The 18,296-nt window shown below is 56.3% G+C and carries 19 protein-coding genes; 9 read left to right on the top strand and 10 right to left on the bottom strand.

Features of this window, described 5'->3' with window-relative positions; translation table 11 throughout:
• The first annotated feature begins 82 nt into the window (after positions 1–82).
• On the top strand, positions 83–1,447 hold the full coding sequence (locus tag IBT54_RS09740) for an MFS transporter (RefSeq protein WP_033782162.1): 1,365 nt from the start codon (positions 83–85) through the stop codon (positions 1,445–1,447).
• A gap of 675 nt (positions 1,448–2,122) precedes the next feature.
• On the opposite strand, the gene IBT54_RS09735 is transcribed toward IBT54_RS09740, so the two are convergent.
• Positions 2,123–2,614 carry a YajQ family cyclic di-GMP-binding protein gene (locus tag IBT54_RS09735; RefSeq protein WP_201252079.1) on the bottom strand — a complete coding sequence of 164 codons (492 nt, stop codon included), beginning with the start codon at positions 2,612–2,614 and terminating at the stop codon, positions 2,123–2,125.
• 135 nt (positions 2,615–2,749) lie between these two features.
• On the opposite strand from IBT54_RS09735, the gene panE reads away from it, so the two are divergent.
• Both panE and yajL read left to right on the top strand, forming a co-directional pair.
• Entirely contained in the window at positions 2,750–3,670 is a 921-nt protein-coding gene (gene panE / locus IBT54_RS09730) for a 2-dehydropantoate 2-reductase (RefSeq protein WP_201252078.1), read from the top strand.
• Positions 3,624–4,220: a protein deglycase YajL gene (gene yajL, locus IBT54_RS09725; protein ID WP_013356984.1), complete on the top strand. Its 597-nt coding sequence runs from the start codon at positions 3,624–3,626 to the stop codon at positions 4,218–4,220. The genes panE and yajL overlap by 47 nt, the downstream gene beginning before the upstream one ends.
• Positions 4,221–4,286: 66 nt before the next feature.
• Here yajL and thiI read toward each other — a convergent pair whose 3' ends face one another.
• Positions 4,287–5,735 (bottom strand): tRNA uracil 4-sulfurtransferase ThiI, encoded by a 1,449-nt coding sequence (gene thiI / locus IBT54_RS09720; protein WP_013356983.1) that lies wholly within the window; start codon positions 5,733–5,735, stop codon positions 4,287–4,289.
• A 232-nt stretch (positions 5,736–5,967) separates the two neighbouring features.
• On the opposite strand from thiI, the gene xseB reads away from it, so the two are divergent.
• The 4 genes from xseB (at position 5,968) to IBT54_RS09700 (ending at position 10,050) form a co-directional block, all read left to right on the top strand.
• Positions 5,968–6,210 (top strand): exodeoxyribonuclease VII small subunit, encoded by a 243-nt coding sequence (gene xseB / locus IBT54_RS09715; protein WP_013356982.1) that lies wholly within the window; start codon positions 5,968–5,970, stop codon positions 6,208–6,210.
• A complete protein-coding gene (gene ispA / locus IBT54_RS09710) occupies positions 6,210–7,109 on the top strand; it encodes a (2E,6E)-farnesyl diphosphate synthase (protein WP_201252077.1) in 900 nt (299 codons plus the stop codon). The genes xseB and ispA overlap by 1 nt, the downstream gene beginning before the upstream one ends.
• Positions 7,110–7,128: 19 nt before the next feature.
• Complete coding sequence (gene dxs, locus IBT54_RS09705) at positions 7,129–8,994, top strand: 1-deoxy-D-xylulose-5-phosphate synthase (protein WP_147788571.1); 1,866 nt, start codon at positions 7,129–7,131, stop codon at positions 8,992–8,994.
• A gap of 81 nt (positions 8,995–9,075) precedes the next feature.
• Complete coding sequence (locus tag IBT54_RS09700; protein ID WP_201252076.1) at positions 9,076–10,050, top strand: aldo/keto reductase; 975 nt, start codon at positions 9,076–9,078, stop codon at positions 10,048–10,050.
• A 59-nt stretch (positions 10,051–10,109) separates the two neighbouring features.
• On the opposite strand, the gene pgpA is transcribed toward IBT54_RS09700, so the two are convergent.
• The 6 genes from pgpA to nrdR all read right to left on the bottom strand — a co-directional run bounded on the left by pgpA (position 10,110) and on the right by nrdR (position 14,180).
• Positions 10,110–10,649: a phosphatidylglycerophosphatase A gene (gene pgpA, locus IBT54_RS09695; RefSeq protein WP_195857285.1), complete on the bottom strand. Its 540-nt coding sequence runs from the start codon at positions 10,647–10,649 to the stop codon at positions 10,110–10,112.
• Positions 10,594–11,571, bottom strand: coding sequence for a thiamine-phosphate kinase (gene thiL, locus IBT54_RS09690; protein WP_033731746.1), 978 nt, complete (start codon positions 11,569–11,571; stop codon positions 10,594–10,596). The genes pgpA and thiL overlap by 56 nt, the downstream gene beginning before the upstream one ends.
• A 55-nt stretch (positions 11,572–11,626) precedes the next feature.
• Positions 11,627–12,046: a transcription antitermination factor NusB gene (gene nusB, locus IBT54_RS09685; protein WP_013356976.1), complete on the bottom strand. Its 420-nt coding sequence runs from the start codon at positions 12,044–12,046 to the stop codon at positions 11,627–11,629.
• Positions 12,047–12,065: 19 nt separating this feature from the next.
• On the bottom strand, positions 12,066–12,536 hold the full coding sequence (gene ribE, locus IBT54_RS09680) for a 6,7-dimethyl-8-ribityllumazine synthase (RefSeq protein WP_013356975.1): 471 nt from the start codon (positions 12,534–12,536) through the stop codon (positions 12,066–12,068).
• Between the two features lie 90 nt (positions 12,537–12,626).
• The gene (gene ribD, locus IBT54_RS09675) at positions 12,627–13,727 is read right to left on the bottom strand and encodes a bifunctional diaminohydroxyphosphoribosylaminopyrimidine deaminase/5-amino-6-(5-phosphoribosylamino)uracil reductase RibD (RefSeq protein ID WP_013356974.1); all 1,101 of its coding nucleotides are present in this window, start codon (positions 13,725–13,727) and stop codon (positions 12,627–12,629) included.
• A 3-nt stretch (positions 13,728–13,730) separates the two neighbouring features.
• On the bottom strand, positions 13,731–14,180 hold the full coding sequence (gene nrdR / locus IBT54_RS09670) for a transcriptional regulator NrdR (RefSeq protein WP_009091750.1): 450 nt from the start codon (positions 14,178–14,180) through the stop codon (positions 13,731–13,733).
• 186 nt (positions 14,181–14,366) lie between these two features.
• Here nrdR and lysM point away from each other — a divergent pair, with 186 nt between their 5' ends.
• Both lysM and IBT54_RS09660 read left to right on the top strand, forming a co-directional pair.
• The gene (gene lysM, locus IBT54_RS09665) at positions 14,367–14,804 is read left to right on the top strand and encodes a peptidoglycan-binding protein LysM (protein WP_033782154.1); all 438 of its coding nucleotides are present in this window, start codon (positions 14,367–14,369) and stop codon (positions 14,802–14,804) included.
• Positions 14,805–14,820: 16 nt separating this feature from the next.
• Complete coding sequence (locus IBT54_RS09660; protein WP_095707614.1) at positions 14,821–15,399, top strand: DUF3251 domain-containing protein; 579 nt, start codon at positions 14,821–14,823, stop codon at positions 15,397–15,399.
• Positions 15,400–15,458: 59 nt separating this feature from the next.
• On the opposite strand, the gene secF is transcribed toward IBT54_RS09660, so the two are convergent.
• Both secF and secD read right to left on the bottom strand, forming a co-directional pair.
• Positions 15,459–16,427, bottom strand: coding sequence for a protein translocase subunit SecF (gene secF / locus IBT54_RS09655; protein WP_201252075.1), 969 nt, complete (start codon positions 16,425–16,427; stop codon positions 15,459–15,461).
• A gap of 10 nt (positions 16,428–16,437) precedes the next feature.
• A complete protein-coding gene (gene secD / locus IBT54_RS09650; protein WP_201252074.1) occupies positions 16,438–18,285 on the bottom strand; it encodes a protein translocase subunit SecD in 1,848 nt (615 codons plus the stop codon).
• Positions 18,286–18,296 lie beyond the last annotated feature (11 nt).

The raw sequence follows: 18,296 nt of genomic DNA, 5'->3' as shown, positions 1-18,296 counted from the left end.
TGTTACCACTGCTTAAAAACTATTGTTTTACCCGCCCTGCCCCGCCCCCTAGAATAAATGCAGCACATTAACAGAGGTTGGAATGAACGATAATAAAATGACTCCGGTGGAGCTGCGCGCCACATGGGGCCTCGGTACGGTCTTTTCCCTGCGTATGCTTGGGATGTTTATGGTCCTGCCGGTACTGACCACTTATGGCATGGCATTACAGGGCGCGAGTGAAACCTTAATCGGTCTGGCGATTGGCATCTATGGCCTTGCCCAGGCGATATTTCAGATTCCTTTTGGTCTGCTCTCTGATCGCATCGGCCGCAAGCCGTTGATCGTCGGCGGACTGCTGCTGTTTGTTCTGGGCAGCGTTATCGCAGCCTGCACCGACTCCATCTGGGGCATTATTCTGGGCCGTGCACTGCAGGGTTCGGGCGCGATTGCGGCTGCGGTGATGGCGCTGTTATCCGACTTAACCCGTGAGCAGAACCGTACCAAAGCGATGGCGTTTATCGGCATCAGTTTTGGCGTGACCTTCGCGATTGCGATGGTGGTCGGTCCGGTTGTGACTCATGCATTGGGTCTGCATGCGCTGTTCTGGATGATTGCAATTCTGGCGTCGCTGGGAATCGTGATCACCCTGCTGGTAGTGCCATCGGCCTCCCATCATGTCCTGAACCGTGAATCAGGCATGGTGAAAGGCAGCTTCCGCAAAGTGATGGCTAACCCGCGTCTGGTAAAGCTCAACATCGGGATTTTCTGCCTGCACGTTCTGCTGATGTCGAGCTTTGTTGCGTTGCCTGGGCAGTTTGAACAGGCTGGATTCCCGGCCCCCGAGCACTGGAAAGTCTATCTCTCTACCATGCTGATCGCCTTTGCGGGCGTGGTGCCGTTCATCATTTATGCCGAAGTGAAGCGCCGTATGAAGCGCGTGTTTGTCGGTTGCGTCGGAATGATTGTCATTGCGGAGATCGTGCTCTGGGGTGCAGAAGGCCACTTCTGGACGCTGGTAGTGGGTGTTCAGCTCTTCTTCTTCGCCTTTAATCTGATGGAAGCCATTCTGCCTTCGCTGATCAGTAAAGAGTCACCCGCAGGTTACAAAGGTACGGCGATGGGGATTTATTCCACCAGCCAGTTCCTGGGCGTGGCCGTTGGCGGCAGCATGGGTGGCTGGGTGTTTGGTCATTTCGATGCACAGACCGTGTTCCTGGTGGGCGCGATGGTGGCAGCGGCCTGGCTGTTTGTCAGCATGACGATGCAGGAGCCGCCTTATGTCAGCAGCCTGCGCATTGTGCTGAGTGATGCGGCACTGGCTGTGCCGAATCTGGAGCAGCGTCTGAAGGCGCAGAAGGGCGTTAATTCCGTGTTTATCGTGCCGGAAGAGAAAAGCGCGTATATCAAAATTGATAGTAAGGTCACCAGCCGCCCTGAGCTGGAAGCGCTGCTGGGGAGTTGCTAGTTTAAGAAAATTTTCGCGACAACTTCCGCTCGTTTCGCTTCAGGATCGAGCTGGCTCAGGGAACAGGGTCAGATCGGAAAGTCGCAAAAGCCGCCATCCATGGCACGCTCGGCCCGCGCCGTCCTGGCGCGGGACGCTTTCCTCCTCTGACCCTGTTCCCTGCGGCCCTGAGCTTTTGCGCTGCTGCCAGGTCACCCGCATTTAAGTTTCTGAATAAATATCAACCCGCGCAATCCTTCTTACAGACCACTAACCAGCTTAAAGCGATGGGAGCCTGTGCCTGTAGCAAAGCATCGCGGGCAGGGACAAAAACGCCGGGAGCGTTTTTGAACAACGCAACGCGTTGGCCCGGCTACGGGCGCACCTCAGGGATGAGGTACGTACTAAAAACGCCAGGCGTTTTTGAACAATGCAAAGCGTTGGCCCGGCAACGGGCGCACCTCAGGGATGAGGTGCGTAATCGCCCGCGCTGAGCCAGCCATGGATGGCGCTGTTGCGTCTTTGCGTAAGGCACTGGCTCCCTGAGCCGGTACACGATCTCGCAGACGCCGCAACTCCTAACCTGCTCTATACGCTAGACATTTTCAAAGTAATATCCCCTATTAATAACAAAAAACCCGGCCTGAGCCGGGTTTTTTATCACTGCATTCATGCTGAAAATTCAGCCTCTCCCACTTAATCGCGGAAGTTTTTAAACTGGAACGGCTGGCCCAGATTGCTGCCGCGCACGATCGCCATCGCACCCTGCAAATCATCACGCGCCTTGCCGGTCACACGCAATGCTTCACCCTGAATCTGGGTCTGCACTTTAAGCTTGCTGTCTTTAATCAGCTTCACCAGCTTCTTCGCCACGTCGCTCTCAATGCCTTTCTTCAGTTTGGCATCGACCGCCCAGCTTTTGCCGCTGTGCTCGATCTCTTCCGGCACCTCTAAAGCTCCGCCTTCAATTCCGCGCTTCAGCAACTTCTCACGTAAAATATCGACCAGCTGCTTAACCTGGAAATCAGACTCGCTGGTGATCTTGATGGTTTCATTCTTTTCGTTGAGCTCGAACTCGGCGTTCACGTTGCGGAAATCGAAGCGGGTAGACACTTCACGGTTAGCATTCTCCACCGCATTGCGAATTTCCTGCAGATCGACTTCTGAAACGATATCGAAAGATGGCATCTCTTCTTCTCCTGACGCTAAAGTGACATGCATAATACGCGTCTTAAGGTGCTAAATAAAATCAGGCTGCACACAACGCTATAATGTAGGTGTGACAGTAAATAACAGATGGATAGCCCGCCAGCGGGAGGCAGCATGAAAATTACCGTGTTAGGTTGCGGTGCATTGGGTCAGGTCTGGCTGACAGCGCTTGCCCGCCAGGGACATGAAGTACAGGGATGGCTGCGCGTGCCGCAGCCTTACTGCTCAGCCAATGTGATCGATCCACAGGGCAACATCTCGAATCGTACGTTTATCGCCAACGATCCGCTGTTCCTGGCGGAAAGCCAGCTGCTGCTGGTCACACTCAAAGCGCCACAGGTCTCACCCGCCGTGAAGAATCTGGAAAGTGTGCTGCCAGAAAACTGCCCGGTGCTGCTGCTGCACAACGGCATGGGTACGCTGGAGGAACTCAAAGGGCTGACTCAGCCACTCCTGCGTGGCGTCACCACCCATGCAGCGATGCGTGATGGCACCGTTATCAAGCACATCGCCAGTGGCATCACCCACATTGGTCCCGGTAACCGCAAAAGCGCCGCTTACAGTGACCTTGCCGACATCCTGCACCCTGCCCTGCCCGACGTTGCCTGGCATGACAATATCCGGGCGGCCTGCTGGCGCAAACTGGCCGTCAACTGCGTCATCAACCCGCTCAGCGTGGAGTATGAATGCCAGAACGGCGCACTACGCGCGTATCCGGAGCAGATCGCGCAACTGTGCGAAGAGATCAGCTGGGTTATGGATCGTGAAGGCCAGAACGTCGCCAGTGACAGCCTGCAGGACATCATCTTCGACGTGATCGAAAGCACGGCGGCCAATATCTCATCGATGCTGCAGGACGTTCGCGCCCAGCGGCTCACCGAAATCGACTATATCAGCGGCTTTCTGCTGCGCCGCGCCCGGACGCACGGCCTGGTGCTGACGGAGAACACCCGTCTGTATGACATTGTAAAACGCAAGGAGTCCCATTATGACCGCGAACGCATCGGTGCTGGTTTGCCTGGCACATGGCAGTGAAGAAACCGAAGCTGTCACCACCATCGACCTGCTGGTTCGGGCGGGCCTGAAGGTTGTCACCGCCAGCGTCGAAAGCGATGGCAGCCGTGAGATCGTCTGCTCACGCGGTGTTCGTCTGCTGGCTGACGTCACGCTGGTTGAAGTCGCCGACAACGATTTCGCCGCCATCGTCCTGCCCGGCGGCCTGAAAGGCGCGGAGACCTTCCGTGACAGTCCGCTGCTGGTCGAAACGGTGCGTCAGTTTCACCTCAATGAGAAAATTGTCGCCGCGATATGCGCAGCCGCAGGCACGGTACTGATCCCTCACGATCTCTTCCCGGTCGGTAACATGACCGGCTTTCCTGGCCTGAAAGAGACGATTCCTGAGGAAAAGTGGATGGAGCGACGTGTCGTCTGGGATCCCCGCGTTAATCTGCTGACCAGCCAGGGACCTGGCACGGCAATGGATTTTGCGCTGAAGCTGATCGATCTGCTGGTGGGAAAAGAGATGGCGCGTGAGGTCGCTGCACAACTGGTGCTGGCTCCCGGCATTTATGACTATCAGGCGTAAAGACTCAGGCTTAAAACGAGAAAGCCAGTCAGACCTGAACAGGCACTGACTGGCTCAGAGCGATGACTACGGGCGGTAGACTTTAACGTTCTTAAAGCCCTGCTCATGCAGATAGAGCGCCTGCAGACGGCTCATCACACCACGATCGCAGTAGAGCAACCAGGTGCGGTTCTGATCGAGATCGCCAAACTGCGTACTGAGTTTGTAGAATGGCAGCGACTTCACTTCCGTGGCGTTCAGCGTCAGGGGCTTCTCTTCCTGCTCATCAATAGAGCGGATATCCAGCACCACATCGTTGTCACTCAGAAGCGCGACGGTCTCAACTTCCACCACCTCCTCTTCCGTTTGCTCAGCAATAGTACGGATATCGACATTGGTCGCTTCTTCGATGACCCGATCCAGAATCGAGAAGTCGAAATTCTGCTCTTCCGCTTCGATCTTCGCCTTCACCGCCTTCACCGTCGGGCTTTTTGAGATCACGCCGCAATATTCCGGCATGGTGCTGGCGAAATCTTCGGTGCCGATCTCCCGGGCAACTCTGATGATGTGCTCTTTGTCATGAGAGATCAGCGGACGCAGAATCAGCGTATCCGACGCGTTATCAATCAGGCGCAGGTTGGTCAGCGTCTGGCTCGACACCTGCCCTACCGCTTCACCCGTGACCAGCGCCTGCACGCCGTAGCGCTCAGCAACCGTCGAGGCAGCACGTACCATCATGCGCTTCAGCACCACGCCCATCTGGCCGTCATCCACTTTTTCGAGGATCTCACCGACGACCGGCTCAAAATTGATCGCCACGAAGCGCACGCGGTGTGAACGACCAAAACGATTCCACAGATAGTGCGCAACCTGACGCACGCCAATCTCATGCGCGGCACCGCCAAGGTTAAAGAAGCAGTAATGCACGCGGCTGCCGCGGCGCAGCAGCATATAGCTGGAGACACCGGAGTCGAAACCGCCGGAAATCAGCGACAGCACATCTTCCTGCGTGCCGATCGGGAAACCGCCCAGACCTTCATAGCGCGCCGTCACCAGCGTCAGGCGATTCTCTTCAACTTCAAGGTTCACCGTCACGTCAGGATTTTTAAGCTGCACGCGGGCGCTTTCAATATGCTGATTCAGACCACCACCCACATAGCGCTCTACATCCTGCGAACTGAAGCTGTGCTTACCGCGACGTTTCACACGCACGCAGAAGCTCTTGCCCTCAAGACTGTCGCGATACTGCGCTAACGTCTGTTCAAAGATGTGATGAATATCGGTGTACTCGCGATCTTCAACCGCTAAAACGTGATGGATACCGGGAATGCGGGAAAGCTCATCGGGAATAATGTCCGCCAGCGCAGCATTTTTTGACCGCACTTCAATGTGATCCCAGTAGCGCACAACGGCGATGTCGTCGCTGACGGTTTTCAGGACGTTGCGGATATTGCTGGCAAGAATCTTGATAAAGCGCAAACGCACCGACGGACTCTTGATGGTGATTTCAGGAAATAACTTGATGATAAACTTCATGGCGACACAGCTTCGTTGGGCAAATAAGTGCTAAAACAGGCGGCACTTAGCTGGTAAAATCACAAAATTGCGGGCTGCAAGGCGCAACCGCATCCGAGGCGCGGGAGTATATCACCTTTGTCAGGTGACTGCTTCTTCATCAGCCGCCGCATTGATTATTTTGCTAATCATAGGGTCTCAGCTACCATGACCGATTGCGAGATAATGTCCCAACCGTGAGTCGACACGAAATATGCCGAAAAAAGCCGAACAGCCAGCCAGCTTTGAAACGTCATTGCAGCAGCTGGAGCAGATTGTCAGCCGTCTGGAAAGTGGTGAACTGCCGCTGGAAGAAGCCCTGAACGAATTTGAGCGCGGCGTGCAGCTGGCGCGGAATGGCCAGCAGACGCTGCAGCAGGCTGAACAGCGGGTCCGCATTCTGCTGAACGATGATAAAGATGCCGACCTCACTGCTTTCACGCCGGAAAATGACTAATGGATTTTGCCCGCTTACTCGACGTTTATCAGCAGCAGGTGAACGCCGCGCTGACGCGTTTTATAGAGCCACTTCCTTTTCAGAGTTCTCCTCTGGTGAATGCCATGCATTATGGGGCATTATTAGGCGGTAAACGTCTGCGTCCTTTTCTGGTCTACGCGACCGGCGAAATGCTCCACGCCAATCCGGCGAGTCTGGATGCTCCTGCCGCCGCAGTTGAATGCATTCATGCGTACTCTCTGATTCATGACGATCTCCCTGCGATGGACGATGATGCACTGCGTCGCGGGCAGCCAACCTGTCATATTAAATATGGCGAAGATACCGCGATTCTGGCGGGCGACGCCCTGCAGACGCTGGCCTTTTCCATTCTGGCCGATGAAGCAATGCCCGGTGTCAGCGCCGAATATCGATTGATGATGCTCTCCGAACTGGCAAAAGCCAGTGGCGTAGCCGGAATGTGTGGCGGGCAGGCACTGGATTTAGCGGCGGAAGGCAAATCCGTCGATCTCGATCAGCTGGAACAGATCCATCGCCATAAAACCGGCGCCCTGATCCGCTCAGCGGTACGGCTAGGCGCATTAACGGTAGGCGATGCGGGTCGTGAAGCGCTGCCGCTGCTCGACCGCTATGCAGAGGCGATTGGTCTCGCGTTTCAGGTGCAGGACGACATTCTGGATGTGATCGGCGACACAGCCGTGATCGGAAAACGTCAGGGTGCCGATCAGGATCTGGGGAAAAGCACCTATCCTTCACTGTTAGGCCTTGAAAGTGCCCGTGCCAAAGCGCGGGATTTGTATCAGGAAGCTCTTGATGCTTTAGAATTGCTCGCTGCGCACTCTTATAACACTACAGCACTACAGGCGCTGGCGAGCTTCATAATTGAACGCGACAAATAACTTCCATAATGAGTCTCTGATGAGTTTTGATATTGCTAAATACCCGACACTGGCGCTGGCAGACACGGTTCAGGCGCTGCGCGCCCTGCCAAAAGAGAAGTTGCCTGCGCTGTGTGATGAACTGCGTCAGTATCTGTTAGACAGTGTGAGCCGCTCCAGCGGCCATTTTGCATCGGGTCTGGGCGTGGTTGAACTGACGGTCGCGCTGCATTATGTCTATAACACCCCGTTTGACCATCTGGTCTGGGATGTGGGTCATCAGGCTTATCCGCATAAAATTCTGACGGGTCGCCGCGATCGCATCGGCACTATCCGTCAGAAAAACGGCATACACCCGTTTCCATGGCGCGGAGAAAGTGAATATGACGTCCTGAGCGTCGGTCACTCATCGACCTCTATCAGTGCCGGTCTCGGCATGGCAGCGGCGGCAGAACGTGAAGGTCAGGGCCGTCGCACTGCCTGTATTATTGGCGATGGTGCGATTACCGCAGGTATGGCGTTTGAAGCGATGAACCATGCTGGTGATATCAAGCCGGACATGCTGGTCATCCTCAATGATAACGAGATGTCGATTTCCGAAAATGTCGGCGCGCTGAATAATCGCCTGGCGCAGATCCTGTCGGGGAAAACCTACGCACGACTGCGCGAAGGCAGTAAGCGCGTGCTGACAAATCTGCCGCCAATCAAAGAGCTGGTCAAACGCACCGAAGAGCATCTCAAAGGCATGGTCGTGCCGGGCACGCTGTTTGAAGAGCTGGGCTTTAACTATATTGGCCCGGTTGACGGTCACGATGTGCTGACGCTGGTCAATACGCTGAGCAACATGCGCAGCCTGAAAGGCCCGCAGTTCCTGCATATCATGACGAAGAAAGGTAAAGGCTACGCCCCGGCAGAGGAAGATCCGATTGCCTGGCACGCCGTTCCTAAATTTGACCCGGCGATTGGCGAACTGCCGAAAAGCGCAGAGGGTCTGCCGAGCTACTCTAAAATCTTCGGCAACTGGCTGTGCGAAATGGCTGCCGACGATCCGAAGCTGATGGCGATTACCCCGGCGATGCGTGAAGGCTCCGGCATGGTGGCTTTCTCTCGCGAATTCCCGAAACAATATTTTGACGTAGCGATCGCCGAGCAGCATGCGGTGACCTTCGCGGCCGGTATGGCGATTGGCGGCTATAAGCCCATTGTTGCCATCTATTCCACTTTCCTGCAACGCGCCTACGATCAGCTGATTCACGACGTCGCCATCCAGAAACTGCCGGTCCTGTTTGCTATCGATCGCGGTGGTATTGTTGGCGCGGATGGTCAGACCCACCAGGGCGCGTTTGATCTCGCCTATCTGCGCTGCGTGCCGGATATGGTGATCATGACGCCGAGCGATGAAAATGAGTGTCGGCAGATGCTCTATACCGGCTATCACCATCAGGCTGGCCCGAGTGCGGTGCGCTATCCGCGCGGCACCGGTGTCGGTACCCCGCTGGCTCCACTACAGAGTCTGCCGCTGGGTAAAGCAGTCGTGAAACGTCAGGGTGAAAAGCTGGCGATTCTGAACTTCGGTACCCTGCTGCCGGAAGCCGCCGCCACGGCGGAAGCGCTGAACGCGACACTGGTCGATATGCGCTTTGTGAAGCCGCTGGATGAAGCGCTGATCGCCGAGCTCGCTAACACCCACGACTCGCTGATAACGCTGGAAGAAGGCGCCATCAAAGGCGGTGCGGGCAGTGGCGTAAATGAGTTTGTGATGGCGAAACGCCTGGGCATTCCGGTACTGAACATCGGCCTGCCCGATGAGTTCATCCCGCAGGGCACGCAGGATGAAGTGCGTCATGACTATCTGCTGGACGCGGAGGGCATTCAGCAACAGATCGCCCGCTGGCTGGCGCAGTAACCTCTCCTCTCTGCGCTCCCCCCTGGGGAGCGCAACATCCTGCTATGCTGTAACCTTTGCACTTTCGCAGGAGCCTCCACCATGAAAACGATTCAACTGGGTACCACCGATCTGCAGGTTTCGCGTCTCTGTCTCGGCTGTATGACCTATGGCGAGCCAACGCGCGGTAATCATGCCTGGACGCTGCCGGAAGCAAGCAGCCGTCCGCTGATCCAGCAGGCGCTGAACGCGGGCATCAACTTCTTTGATACCGCCAACAGCTATTCCGATGGCAGCAGTGAAGAGATTCTGGGCCGGGCGCTGAAAGAATTTGCCCGCCGCGAAGAGATCGTGGTCGCCACCAAAGTCTATTTCCCGCTGACCAATCTCTCACAGGGACTGTCGCGCAAAAATATCCTGCAATCCATTGATGACAGCCTGCAGCGTCTCGGCATGGAGTATGTCGACCTGCTGCAGATTCACCGCTGGGACTACGAGACACCGCTGGAAGAGACGCTGGAAGCGCTGCATGACGTAGTGCAGTCCGGCAAAGCCCGCTATATCGGCGCCTCATCCATGCACGCCAGTCAGTTTGCGCAGGCGTTGCAGCTGCAGTCAGATCAGGGCTGGCATCGCTTTGTCAGCATGCAGGATCAGTACAACCTGATTCAGCGTGAAGAGGAGCGTGAAATGCATCCGCTCTGCCTGAAAGAGCAGATCGCCGTGCTGCCATGGAGTCCCCTGGCGCGCGGTAAGCTGACCCGCCCGTGGGGGGAAAACACCGCACGTTCCGCCTCCGATCAGGTGATGGCAAAGCTCTATGACAACACCGAAGAGAACGATGCCGTGATTGCAGAGCGGCTGGCACAGGTGGCGGAAAGTAAAGGTGTGACGCGAGCGCAGGTGGCGCTGGCCTGGCTGCTGAGCAAGCCTGCCGTTACGGCACCGATTATTGGCGCGTCGCGCGCTGAGCAGTTTGAGGATCTGGTGAAGGCGGTGGATGTCACGCTGAGTGACGACGAGATTACCCTGCTGGAAGAAACCTATCAGCCGCATCAGGCGGTGGGATTCGAATAAATCAGAATGTGACGCCCTGGCCGGGCGTCACCTCTTATTCAGGCGTTCAGCCTCGGCAATTAACCCGCCAGCCAGACCCCAAAGCCATAAAGCATGGCCGCAGAAATCACGCCAGCAATGATGTCATCCACCATAATGCCCATACCGCCATGCACATTGCGGTCAAACCAGCGAATCGGCCATGGTTTCCACATATCAAGAATACGGAACAGCACAAAGCCGCCCAGCACCCATTGCCAGCTGTTGACCGGGATCGCCATCAGCGTAATCCACATGCCGATAAATTCATCCCAGACAATACTGCCGTGATCGTGTACGCCCATATCTTTGGCGGTGCGATGGCAGAGATAGACACCGACGCAGATTCCAACCAGCACAACCAGCGAATAGAGATCCTGCGGCAGAAAGGTCATCAGCCACCAGAATGGGATGGCCGCCAGCGATCCCATGGTACCAGGCACGACCGGGCTTAATCCGCTGCCGAAACCGGTGGCCAGCAGATGCCAGGGATTGCTCATCCGCAGGCGTCTCTTCGCCACGTCGTTATTTAGTATCAAAGTGATCAAACCCTTTATGATGGAATGTGGCAGGTTTGCCATTATCCAGCAGCGTTAAGCCTTCTGATTCCGGTGCTATCTGTCCGATGCAGGTATAAGGCACGCCCAGATGCCCCAGCGCCACATCAAGCGCGCCGCGATTCACTTCCGGCACGGTGAAGCAGAGTTCGTAATCTTCTCCGCCACTCAGCGCCCAGCGCAATACCTGCTCAGGGTCAAAATGGTCGCGCAGCGCCGGCGACAGCGGCAACGCATCCAGGTTAAGCCGTGCACCACAGCCGCTGGCTTTCAGCACGTGGCCGAGGTCGGAAATCAGGCCATCAGAAAGGTCCACCGCTGAAGAGGCCAGCGAACGCAGTGCCTGGCCCTGCAGAATACGCGGCATCGGACGCAGATGCCGTTTAATCAGCGCCTCATGCACCGCCGGATCGCTGATGCGGCAGTGATGCTGCAATAGCGCCAGACCCGCTGCGCTGTCACCCAGCGTGCCGGTCACGTAGATCCAGTCGCCCGGCTTCGCTCCGGAGCGTTTCAGGGCGCGGCCCTGCGGCACCAGACCGTGAATCGCCAGCGTCAGGCTCAGCGGGCCACGGGTCGTGTCACCGCCCACCAGCTGCATGTCGTAATATTCCAGCAGTTCAAACAGGCTTTCGCTAAAGGCAGAGAGCCAGCTCTCATCGACCTGCGGCAGCGTTAAGGCCAGCGTCAGCCACGCGGGATCGGCGCCCATGGCAGCGAGGTCGCTAAGATTAACAGCCAGGGCTTTGTAACCCAGATCGGCGGGATGAATATCCCGTAAGAAGTGCACACCCGCGACCAGGGTATCGGTGCTAATCGCCAGCGTCTGTTTTTCCGGCACGCTAAGTAACGCACAATCGTCACCGATGCCGAGTTCGACATCACGGCGGCTGCGTGTTCTGCGGTTGAAGTAGCGTGCGATGAGTTCAAATTCACCACAAGACATAATTACGTTCCGCTTAACTCTTCATGAAAAAAGGCCGGCAAGCCGGCCTTTTTGTTTATTTGCGATTGGGTCGAATTTGTGGACCGGCTTTATCCAGCACGCCGTTAACAAATTTATGACTGTCTTCGGCACCGAAGACTTTCGCCAGCTCAATCCCTTCGTTGATGGCCACTTTATAGGGCACATCATCACGTTTGCTCAACTCATACAGCGAGATGCGCAGGATAGCTTTTTCTACCTGGCCCAGCTCTTCGAGCTGACGCGACAGATAGGGCTTCATCAGTCCATCCAGATACGCACTGTTGGTCGCCACACCGGACAGCAGTTCGCGGAAGTAAGTAATGTCGACGTCTTTGACGTCCTGTTCCGCCAGAAACTGGTATTCCACATCGGCAATGTCGTTATTCGACAACTGCCAGGAGTAAAGCGCCTGAACAGCGCACTCACGGGCGCGACGACGAGCAGCAGGTTTCACAAAATTCCCCTTACAAAAATCAGGCTTTAATGGCTTTCAATACGTTGATCATTTCGAGCGCAGTCAGCGCCGCTTCAGCACCTTTGTTACCCGCTTTGGTGCCGGCACGCTCAATGGCCTGCTCGATGCTTTCAGTGGTCAGCACGCCGAACGCGACAGGAATGTCGCTGTTCATGGCAACGCTGGCGATACCAGAGCTGGCTTCACCCGCCACATATTCGAAGTGCGCAGTGCCACCACGAATAACGGTGCCGAGTGCGATAATCGCATCATGCTTGCCGGAGTTCGCCAGCGCACGTGCTGCCAGCGGCAGTTCGTAAGCACCCGGCACCCAGACAACGGTGATATTTTCATCTTTGACCTGGCCGATACGTTTCAGGGCATCAACTGCGCCATCCAGCAGGCTGTCATTAATGAAGTTGTTAAAACGCGCGATGACGATGGCAACATTGGCCTCAGGCGTTGCAACAGCAGCTTCGATAACTTTCATACTTATCCTTTCAGGGGTTTGGTTGGCCCCGCGCAGGGGGGCGGATTCTATCATACTCTTAGGCGGCGTGCTCTCGCTTTTCCGGGCATGCTATTGCGGTGTCAGGGTCAGACGTAAATCGTCACCGACCTGCCGGACATCGCTGAAACGGAACGCAGGTGCGTCAGCCAGTTGGCTGAGCCCCGGCAGCTGACACAGGCCGCGTCCTTCATGACCTAACAGCTTAGGTGCCAGATAAACGATCAGTTCATCCACCAGCCCGGCCTGTAACAGGGCACCGGCGAGCGTCGCACCCGCTTCAACCCAGACGCTGTTAATCTGTCGCTGTCCCAGCAGCATCATCATCGCCACCAGATCCAGCTGCTGTTCGCGCAGCGGCACGGCGATTTGCGTGACGTCAGCGGGCCAGAGCTGCTGATCCGGCTGATGGCGCATCAGCCAGGTTTCGCCCGGCTGTGAGATAAGCCGATGCTGCGGCGTCACGCGATTCTGGCTGTCGATAATCACACGTACCGGCTGACGCAGTTGCTGCTCATCAACCAGAGCCTGGCTGTCGGTATTGAGTTCAGACCAGCGCACGGTCAGAGAGGGATCGTCCGCCAGCACCGTAGCGCTACTGCTGAGAATGGCGGCGCTTTGCGCCCGCAGACGCTGCACATCACGGCGGGCAGCCTCAGAGGTGATCCACTGGCTCTCGCCACTGGCCATGGCCGTGCGGCCATCCAGTGACGCGCCCAGCTTGAGCTGAATCCAGGGAAAGCCGGTGCGCATGCGCTTGAGGAAGCCGCGATTCAGTGCTTCGGCTTCCGGCATCATCAGACCATGGCTGACGTCGATGCCCGCCTGATGCAGACGGTGCAGTCCGCGCCCCGCGACCTGCGGATTCGGGTCCTGCATGGCGGCGACGACACGGATCACACCTGCGGCGATCAGCGCATCACAGCAGGGCGGCGTGCGGCCATGATGGCTGCACGGCTCCAGCGTGACATAGGCCGTTGCGCCACGCGCTTTCTCGCCAGCCATGCGCAGAGCGTGGACTTCGGCATGGGGTTCACCAGCACGCTGATGCCAGCCCTCACCCACGACTTCACCATCGCGCACAATCACACAGCCGACATTCGGGTTCGGCATGGTCGTAAAACGGCCGCGTCGCGCCAGTTCCAGCGCACGCGCCATGTAGCGTTCGTCCATACTCTAATCCTGTAACCGGGCGATCTCTTCGCCAAAATCGCGAATATCTTCAAAGCTGCGGTAAACCGAGGCGAAGCGAATATAGGCGACTTTATCGAGCTTTTTCAGCTCATCCATCACCAGATTGCCAATCAGCTTACTGGGGATCTCACGTTCGCCGGTGGCGCGCAGCTGCGTTTTAATATGGTTTACGGCGCTTTCTACCGCGTCGGCGCTGACCGGACGCTTCTCAAGCGCTTTCATCATCCCGCTGGCCATTTTGTCTTCATTGAAAGGCTCGCGCACATCATTGCTTTTCACCACGCGGGGCATCACCAGTTCCGCCACCTCAAAGGTGGTGAAGCGTTCATGACACATCAGACACTGGCGGCGGCGTCGCACCGAGGAGCCTTCACTAACCAGACGAGAATCAATCACTTTGGTGTCCACAGCGGAGCAGAATGGGCAATGCATGACGTTTCCTGACGCGAGAGTGATGGGCCATACAGTGTAGCGCGAACTGCGAATCAACAAAATCTCTTCCGTGTCTTTCGCGGGCTTCTCATCGCAGGATAAACGATGCTAAATTTCGTCTGCGGCAAAAGGGACTACGCTTTAAGAGCTGCAATTAAAATTTTCCACTAACACATTGGAGGTTGTATGGGTCTGTTTAACTTTGTGAAAGAAGCCGGTGAAAAACTCTGGGACGCCGTAAACGGCGGTGACGATCAGAATAAAAAGCTGCAGGATCACATCAACAAGCTCGGTTTGCCAGACAGCGACAAGGTGGACGTAAAGGTCAATGGCGATACCGTCACCGTGACCGGCGATGGCCTTTCTCAGGAGCTGAAAGAGAAGATTCTGATCGCGGCAGGTAACGTGGCAGGCATCACAAAAGTGGAAGACAAGGTCACCGTGACAGACAGCGCGGCCGAGTCAGAGCTTTACACCGTGAAGAAAGGCGACACGCTGAGCGCTATTTCTAAACAGGTTTACGGTAACGCTAACGAATATAACAAGATTTTCGAAGCGAATAAGCCAATGCTCACCCATCCTGATAAGATCTATCCTGGCCAGGTTTTACGTATTCCAAAATAACGGACAAGGATAACTTATGAGCAGGATGGTTTGGGTTCCGGTGGCGTTCTCACTGGTGGCGCTGAGCGGCTGCAGTAGCAGTGCAGGTAACCCGCAGGTCAGAGAGCTGCATCAGGAAGTGAGTCAGCTCAATCAGCAGATGCAGCATCTGACCACGCAGGCCAGCGCGCTGGAGATTCAGGGGCAGCTTAACAGCCAGTTGCAGCAGGGTGCCTGGCTGGTGCCACAGGCGAATACGCCAGTGGCGCTGCAGACTCAGCTCGGCACGTTGCGACTGACGCTGTCCCCTGTCACTGCGGAAGCCAGCGGTTCGCGGGCAACCCTGACCGTACGCTCAATGGACGATCGGCCTTTGCCCGCCCTCCACGCGACGGTGATCTGGGGTGAACTCGACCCGGCGACCGGTAAACCGCTGAGCAGTGACAGTCTGACGCAGACGGTGGCGGTGCCTGCCTCGCTGCTGCCGCAGCATTCGGCGAGCATTCCGCTGCGTCTCAGCGGCCTGACGCCGGAGCAACTGGGTTATGTCCGCGTGCATAACGTGACCGCTGACGCACCGCCCCCGACCTCCCCTGCGGCACCCGCTAATCCTTAGCCGTGGTGCAAAAAAAACGGGCAGCCAAAAGGCTGCCCGTTTTTATTTCTGATGCGCGATTAAGGCAGGATAGAAGGCTGATCGGCGCCCTCTTTCTCGACTTTCTGCACCATCATATGTTCACGCTTCATACCCAGCTTCAGCGCCAGCGCTGAAGAGACATAAATCGATGAAATCGTACCAATCGTCACACCAATCAGCATGGTCAGTGAGAAGCCTTTCAGCAGCGCACCACCAAATATGAACAGGATGAGGATCATCGCCAGCGTCGTCAGCGAGGTAATCAGGGTACGGCTTAACGTCTGGGTCAGTGACACGTTGGTAATATCGTAAGAGCTGCCGCGACGGATCTTGCGGAAGTTTTCACGAATACGGTCAGAGACCACGATTTTATCGTTAAGCGAGTAGCCAATCACCGACATCAGCGAAGCAACAATCGTCAGGTCGATTTCAATGCGGAACAGCGCCAGCAGGCCGCAAGTGATGATCACGTCATGCGCCAGCGCCAGCACGGTGCCCAGCGCCAGACGCCACTCAAAGCGAAAACCGATATAGATCAGAATCGCAATCAGCGCCGACAGCAGCGCCATCGCACCCGCCTGCGCCAGGTCGCTGCCCACACTCGGCCCCACGAACTCAATGCGCTTAACGGTCGCGTTTTGCTGCGTGGTCTGGTTGATCACCGACACCACTTTATTGCCTAACTCGGTACCTGCCGGGCCGGTAACCGGTGCCATACGCACCATCACGTCACGGCTGCTGCCAAAGTTCTGCACCAGCGGCTCGTCAAAGCCCGCTTTCACCAGTTCGCTACGCAGCGTGTCGAGGTCGGCCGGTTTCTCCAGCGCGATCTCAATCACCGTACCACCGGTGAAATCGAGGCCCCAGTTAAAACCACGCACGCCCACGATCACAATCGCGGCCACAATCAGCAGTCCCGAAATGATGAAGGCCAGCTTATCCCAGCGCATAAAGTCGACGACTTTACGCCCGTGGTTCAACTGCTCAATGTTATATTCCTGTGCCACAACGCACTCCTCAGATAGACAGCTTGTTGATGCGTTTGCCACCGTAAACCAGGTTAACAATGGCACGGGTACCGATAATCGCGGTGAACATTGAGGTCGCGATACCAATTGCAGTGGTAATCGCAAAGCCTTTGATCGAACCGGTGCCGACCGCGTAAAGAATGATAACTTTGATCAGGGTGGTCACGTTCGCATCGACAATACTGGAGAAGGCACCTTTATAGCCTTCATGAATTGCCTGCTGAACCGAGCGCCCGTTGCGCAGCTCTTCTTTAATACGTTCGTTAATCAGTACGTTGGCATCGACTGCCACCGCCAGCGTTAACACGATACCGGCAATACCCGGCATGGTCAGGGTCGCGCCCGGCAGCAGGGACATGATGCCGACAATCAGCACCAGGTTCACCAGCAGTGCACTCGTCGCAATCAGACCAAACTTCTTATAGAACACCACCATAAACAGGATCGAGGCAAGCAGACCCCACAGGCAGGCTTCCAGACCCTGAGTAATGTTCTGCTGACCCATGGTCGGCCCGATAGTACGCTCTTCCACAATCTGGATCGGCGCAATCAACGCACCGGCACGCAGCAGCAGCGACAGCTGACGCGCTTCGTTCGGGTTGTTGATACCGGTGATGCGGAAGCTGTTCCCCAGGCGAGACTGGATATTGGCGACGTTAATCACCTCTTCCTGCTTCACCAGAATGGAACGGCCATTGGCATCTTTCTTACCGCTGTCCTTGTACTCCACAAACAGGGTCGCCATCGGCTTGCCGATATTGTCCTTGGTGAAGTTGGACATGATGTTACCGCCTGCGCCATCCAGTGAAATGTTCACCTGTGGCTGGTTGTACTCATCCATGCTGGAGGTTGAGTCGGTGATATGGTCACCGGTCAGGATCACCCGCTTGTAAAGCACGACCGGCTGGCCATCACGCATGTCTTTAACTTCAGAGTCACCCGGTACACGGCCACTGGCCGCCGCAGTCGGATCCACGCTGGTGTTCACCAGACGGAATTCCAGCGTCGCGGTGGCACCCAGAATCTCTTTGGCGCGCGCCGTATCCTGAATACCCGGCAGCTCAACCACGATACGATCGGAACCCTGACGCTGAACCAGCGGTTCAGCTACGCCCAGCTGGTTTACACGGTTACGCAGAATCGTAATGTTCTGCTGAACCGCATATTCACGTGCTTCGCTGAGACGGGCATCGCTCATGGTGGCACGCAGCGCATCGCTGCCGCTGCTGTTGATCACCAGATCCTGATGACGGGAACTCAGCCAGGAGATCGCCGCGTCGCGGCTGGCAGCGTCACGGAAACGAATTTCCACGCCGTAGTTCGCGATTTTATTGACGTTGGTGTAGGGGATATTTTTGGTGCGCAGGTCGCTACGCAGCGTGTCAGCATTCTGCTCCTGCAGCTTGCTGAGCGCGGTGTCCATGTCCACTTCCATCAGGAAGTGCACACCACCACGCAGATCGAGACCGAGTTTCATCGGCTCTGCTGACAGCATCGTCAGCCAGCGCGGCGTGGCAGGCGCAAGGTTCAGCGCGACAACGTAGTTTTCACCCAGCGCTTTCATGATCGCTTCACGGGCGCGTAACTGCACATCCGTATTAGCGAAACGCGCGGTAATCGCACCATTTTCCAGCGCAACAGATTTGCTCTGGATATGGTCTTGTTTTAATGCGGACTGAATTTGATCCAACGTCTGCTCACTGGCGGCGCTTCCGCGCGCACCAGTGATTTGAACGGCCGGATCCTCACCATACAGGTTGGGAAGCGCATAGAGCAGGCCGACGAGAATCACGACGACCAGCATTACGTACTTCCACAAAGGATAACGATTTAACACGGCAGTTCCCT

This window comes from Pantoea sp. S62 (assembly GCF_016658625.1).
Classification (GTDB): domain Bacteria; phylum Pseudomonadota; class Gammaproteobacteria; order Enterobacterales; family Enterobacteriaceae; genus Pantoea; species Pantoea vagans.
The sequence above is the reverse complement of the archived record's forward strand: the minus strand, read 5'-3'. Positions and strand labels throughout refer to the sequence as shown.